Raw genomic sequence first — 5,728 nt, 5'->3', positions numbered from 1 at the left:
AGAATTGAGAGAATTTGCAAGATGAGAACGGTAGAAAAAGCTATGTAAGAAGTCTATTTAGTAGTATGCAAAAGTATTATATAATTTCACGTACTCTACTGATTAACCAAAATAAAAACCACCCAACAAGTCATCAGGGGTGGCTTCTTCTCTTTATCCTTCGCTACAATAGACATATAGAATACGAAATAGAAAGGTGACTCTAACCATGAATCAACCTTTAGTGAATTTACGAGTCGATTTTGCATTTAAGCAATTATTTGGTGTACAAGGACAAGAAGAGTTATTAATTTCTTTTTTAAATGCAATCTTGCAGGAGTCTTTATCTACACCAATTGCATCGCTAAAAATTGAAGATCCGCATTTGCATAAAGAATATGAGGAAGATAAATTATCCATACTAGATATACTGGCAACACTGCATGACGGAACAAAAGTCAACATCGAAATCCAACTAAGAAATACACAAGAGATTGTAAAACGTGCCCTTTACTATTGGAGTAAACTCTACACGTCTCAGCTTGAAAAAGGAATGTCGTATCGTTCGCTTCGAAAAACGATTGCCATTAACCTATTAGATTTTCAACTCTTTCCTGATTATGAAGAGATGCATACAATTGGACAGTTTTGGAGTAAACAGCAGAAACAAGTCTTGCTCGATGATCTGGAAATTCATTTTATCGAGATTCCAAAATTGCTTCAGTAATGGAGAGAAGAAAAAATTAATCCGTGGGAAAATGAATTTGCTCGTTGGTTACTCTTGTTACCAGCATGAAGATGAACATTTGACCCACACATTGGAGGATATCGCCATGAAACAAGATCCAATGTTACAAAAAGCGATCCACAAATGGGAGAATATGAGTCAGAGTAGTTCCTTCCGATTAGCATATGAAGCACGGGAAAAAGTCTTATTTGATGAACAAGCGAAATTAGCACATGCCCGTGAAGTAGGGAAAGAAGAAGGACTTCAAGAGGGGATGGAAAAAGGAAAAGAAGTAGGCATTCATGAAGGGAAAATCCAGCTCATCCGTGGGATGCACAAAAACGGAATGGATATTGAAGATATTGCAAAGTTTACGAGTATGGATATGTTGGAAGTACGTCGTATTTTAGGAACATAAGGGAACGAACTATTTATATAAATAGTTCGTTCTTTTTTATGGGGTATGGTGCAAAAATATATATAAATGAAAAAGAATCCTAGTTTCCTAATGGATTCTCTGATTAAGGGTGTTGCAAAACTAAAATAAACATTACATGCTTCTTTAGCATTAAATTATATCTTTTTATTAGAAATTTACTGCAGCTATCTAATGTGAAATGGCGCCAGCTTTGATTTATGTTTTTCTTTTTCTGCCATTCCTACTGGTGGCAGAAAAAATTCCAAACCGTATTATGTGTGAAAGGAGATATGGTTTTGGAAAGGAAAAACTTTGCAACAAACTCCTTATTTTTGTATCCAATTTTGCAGTGTTTTCATCAAATCTTTAGCCCCTTCGTGACTTAAAATCAAACGACCATCATAAAATTCCATGTGATTTTCAGATATATTTCCTGTCACAAAACAAGTTTTTTCTTGTTTTCGTATATGTACATTTCCATCTCGCACGAACATTTCTATACTTGAATATGGTAATATCCCTAACGTTTTTCGCATTTCTTTAGGTAGTACGACTCTTCCTAATTCACCTACTCTTCGAATCATGCCTGTTTTTTTCAAAGTGAACACCTACTTTCTTGAATTCAACATGGGTGAAGGAGTGAAGAGTGCAAATACAAGTGTCGGAGGTACTTTTGATTATAAATCGATACCATGCACCCTTGATCCTTCAAAAAGGAATAAAATGAATGAGTGGAGAAGAACGCTTGTATGACTCAAGCTATTTTATTTGGAAGTGTTTCGCCATTGATATCAAAATTGTACAAGTGTTCTTTTCTATTTTTAATATGTGTTATTTTTGGTTTATTATACCAATTAAATTGATTAACAAAGCGAAATTTTTGTGAGAAATTGTAAACTTGCGGTGCTTGAGAGAAGTAATAAAAAAATACAGCCAGTTTACTCTGTCGGTTAACTGGCTGCTCTATAATTAAGGGGAAGCCAAGGTTCTGTTGCAAAGTTTTTCGAGTGGAGCTAAACTGTGGAGAATATAACAAATTACATATATTGACTAGGTTGGGATTCAAAAATACAGAATGTATGTATCCATCGGGTGTTTGGTATAATTGCTTGAGAGCTGATTCCAATAGGAATCTATGTCAGATTTTGTCTTTGGTCATTAATCTTAAAAATGGCATTTGTAAAGGACAAAATTAAAGAGGAATGGATGATGACAGAATACAAATCCAACAACAGAAGCGTAAGTTCTATGACAGTGGTGAATGGATATTAAAGTCAGTTATGTTTCAACTGTGGATACAAAAAAGATGTTAAAAATCTAACAATTCGTGAGTGGGATTGCCTTTCTTGTGACACACATTGCGATAGCTTAAAGAAAAACGACAGTAGTAGCCAGCGGCTACTACTGTCGTTTTTGAATTGTTTTCCTTTAAAATGATTCTTTTTAAATTATTTTCCATGTGAGTGTTGATTTGCATATTCTGCATACCGCTTTAATGATAGATGAGAAAGGAATCCTGCTCTTTTTATGACTTCCTCTGTAGACATATTTCTTTCTAGACAACGTAGAATATAGGTATTCCGTAAGTGCTGTGCGGAAATTCCTTTTCTCAGTTGCGCTCTGGCTACTTCTAATCGAATCATCTTTTGTACAGCAATTGCTGTTAATGCTTTTGGAGCATCATTGTCATACACCCAGCGAAATGTACCTCGTTTAAAATCAAATGCAACAAATAAAGGATCAGTACTATGATATCTAGGACGAACGGGTTCCGGTATCGTTTTATAGTACGTAAATAAACGTATCTTATCCTCTTCTTGTAAAATGATGATTCGTTCCTGCCCTTTGCTATGTACAACTGTAATCGTGTTCTTTCCAAAATGCACATGTTGCATCTGTAACGCTACGAGTTCTTGTAGGGCGAGCCCATAATCCGAAAGAAGCGATACAATAGACACATTTCGATCTATGAGAAGTGGTCGAACGGAAAGTTGTTCCTCTGACAATCCTTCAGGTGAAGAAAGAATGTATTTTAACTTTTTTTCTTCCTCTTTCGTAATAAAGTCTTCCTTGCGTAGGGCACGATTCGGTGGAGTGATTCTTTGCATTTCCACAATAGGACTGGGAATATCCAAAAACTGATACAATTTCTTTAACACCACTGCAATTCGATGAATAGTTTTCTCTCCATACTTTCGTTTGTATATGAGTTCCTGAAAATAGGATTCAAAATCCTCTTTATTTAGCGTTTTCCATATGCTCTCTTCTTGAAAACGATTTGATGCTTGCAGCCATCTTCCAAAGTCCTCAATATCATAGATATATCGTTTAATTGTGGATGACTTCCTTCCACGACTAGATAAGAAGAAAGAAAAATTTTGTAAGGTATCCTCAAATTCTTTTTTATTCATGTAACTTTCACCTCACGTTTTCTGTATGATCTTAGGCCTGTACAATTTTCATTTCAGCTTAGCTGGGTATTTCCAATCTCGCTTATCTTTTTTATCAGGTATTGTTTTTTTCTTCTTTCGCTCTATTTTGTTATTCACCTGATTTTGTTGTTCTAATCTATCTAACTTTGTTTGCATTTTCTCTATTTGTTCTTTTACATCTTTAAGCTCCAACTTGATTTCTGATAGCAACCTTAAAATTGCATCACCTTTATTCATAAAAATAACCTTCCTTTGTAAGATGAGCACTTTCTCAATATGTAATAGATTTAATTTTCATTATTTTTATATATAATAAGAAAGAATAACTGTCATTATCCCCTTTTCAAAGGACGGACTATACCAATAGAACCGTTCTTATTTTATGTTGATACTTTTTATTATTTAGAAATTCATTATACTATGAATTTGAGTGGCTTTCATTTCATCTTTTACCTATGGGCAGACTATTTCAATAGTCTGTTCTTTTTTTATTATCTTTCCAATGAAAAAGCATTTCTATTATGCTGACAATTAGCTCGAATATCCATAACATTAGATTATTACCTTGTATCAATTTTGTTGTTATACTTTTCTATTTTTGGTTTCAGGTGCAAAAAGTATACTAATATTTTAGTGGGAAATCTATTTTTAAACAATGTATATTGATCTAATTTATTATCTATAGAAATACTAAATTAGCGTGGATTAGTTCTGCTGAATAGTTCGTAAAGGTAGAGATTTAGGGGAACTTGAATGATTGGTCTGGCGTCTTGTTTGAAGATAAAAGGCGTGTGCATACATAAAAAAGAAATTTAAAAAGGGTCCTCCTTACATAAAAATTAAATAAGGGGTAATTATCCATAAATAAAGTGCCACCTCTAGGGAAAAATATAGAGGTGGCACTCTTTTTGGTAAACAAAACCAAATATTAATATTTGTTATGTTGTATACACTCTAATTAATCTATGGGGGGCATTTAAAAATGAAAGATAAAACAAATCAAAATGACAAAATTAATACTCTTAATCAAGAGTATTATGAAGAAATTAGTAAAGAACAATTAAAAAAGGGAATGATTGTGGGTGCTATGGCAGCTGGTTTGGCGGGGGCGCTTGGTACAGTTAAGCCGTCTGAAGCAAGTGCTCAAACTTCTCAATCTCGAGGTTATGTACATCAAGATAAATTAAATGGATTGTTAGAACAAGGTATTGGTAATGGTTATAAAGTAATAGATATTATTGATGGGAATAGATCTGAAAAATATATGTATAAAATAAACAGTGCTCCAAGTTTTGTATATCAATATAAAACACATTATAACACATTATATCCAAATAGTTCTGCAACAATAAGTGCTAAGGATAAAACAACTACAAGTATAATTTCATCTGCAAATTTTGGAGTTAATTTTGATGCATCTGGTGGTATTACAAAGACAATAAGTGATTTATTAAATTTCGGTGCAAAATTTAATTTTAATGCTAAGATAAACGTTGACTATAATCGTACTATTGAACGTGAGGTCACCCTGGCAAGCGAAGAAACATTAAAAATAACAAAGGGACAAGCAATTCCTACAGTATTTGAAGGTTATGTTACTTATAATTATGAAATTCAAAAACTAAATCCAGATTATGTAGAATTTGTACGAACAAATGCTCATTCGCAAACTAATATGGCAAAAACAACAGGTAATAAACAGAATAAGTCAATTAAGCGATTAGATTCTATTCATTTTTATGCAATAGATGTTAACTCACAAATGGGAAAAAATCTTTTAATAGGTTTCACAGTGAATCCTGTAAATGATTTAAGTGTTATTGAAAATCAAACAAATAAGAATAAGTAGTGACATAAAAAGATAAAAAGATTGCCCTACAAAATGACATTTTGTGGGGCAATCTTTTTTGGACAAGGAGCCCTATAAATGGATGAGAAGAAATTTGAGATCATTGCATGTTATATCCTGTGTTCATCACTAGAAAAACTGCGTCGTTTCGACATACAAAAAATTACAGCATTTAATGATGGATTGCTTAAACTCTATCCCTAATATATCGACTTATAACGCCGCTTTCGAGAAAGCGTAAGCGATCGAAGAACGCCGAAAACCCACTCCTTTAGCTGTGGGTATTTACGTATATTTTTTTAACTTTGCAATAGAGCCATAAA

At 33.3% G+C, this 5,728-nt stretch carries 4 protein-coding genes and 1 pseudogene; 2 read left to right on the top strand and 3 right to left on the bottom strand.

Annotated features, from left to right (window positions below; translation table 11 throughout):
- Window positions 1-208 precede the first annotated feature (208 nt).
- Window positions 209-1,124 (top strand): annotated as a pseudogene (locus CDB3_RS30520) (Rpn family recombination-promoting nuclease/putative transposase).
- A gap of 326 nt (window positions 1,125-1,450) precedes the next feature.
- Here CDB3_RS30520 and CDB3_RS30515 read toward each other — a convergent pair.
- The 3 genes from CDB3_RS30515 to CDB3_RS30505 all read right to left on the bottom strand — a co-directional run bounded on the left by CDB3_RS30515 (window position 1,451) and on the right by CDB3_RS30505 (window position 3,793).
- On the bottom strand, window positions 1,451-1,723 hold the full coding sequence (locus tag CDB3_RS30515; protein ID WP_179139788.1) for an AbrB/MazE/SpoVT family DNA-binding domain-containing protein: 273 nt from the start codon (window positions 1,721-1,723) through the stop codon (window positions 1,451-1,453).
- Window positions 1,724-2,572: 849 nt separating this feature from the next.
- Window positions 2,573-3,535 carry a tyrosine-type recombinase/integrase gene (locus CDB3_RS30510; protein WP_128857069.1) on the bottom strand — a complete coding sequence of 321 codons (963 nt, stop codon included), beginning with the start codon at window positions 3,533-3,535 and terminating at the stop codon, window positions 2,573-2,575.
- Between the two features lie 48 nt (window positions 3,536-3,583).
- The gene (locus tag CDB3_RS30505; RefSeq protein ID WP_128857068.1) at window positions 3,584-3,793 is read right to left on the bottom strand and encodes a hypothetical protein; all 210 of its coding nucleotides are present in this window, start codon (window positions 3,791-3,793) and stop codon (window positions 3,584-3,586) included.
- 745 nt (window positions 3,794-4,538) lie between these two features.
- On the opposite strand from CDB3_RS30505, the gene CDB3_RS30500 reads away from it, so the two are divergent.
- Window positions 4,539-5,405, top strand: coding sequence for a hypothetical protein (locus CDB3_RS30500; RefSeq protein ID WP_128857067.1), 867 nt, complete (start codon window positions 4,539-4,541; stop codon window positions 5,403-5,405).
- Window positions 5,406-5,728: the final 323 nt, after the last annotated feature.

It is taken from the genome of Bacillus sp. CDB3, from assembly GCF_002081505.1.
GTDB classification, from domain to species: Bacteria; Bacillota; Bacilli; order Bacillales; family Bacillaceae_G; genus Bacillus_A; species Bacillus_A cereus_AT.
Note: the sequence above shows the minus strand (reverse complement) of the source record. Positions and strands in the feature narration are given on the sequence as shown.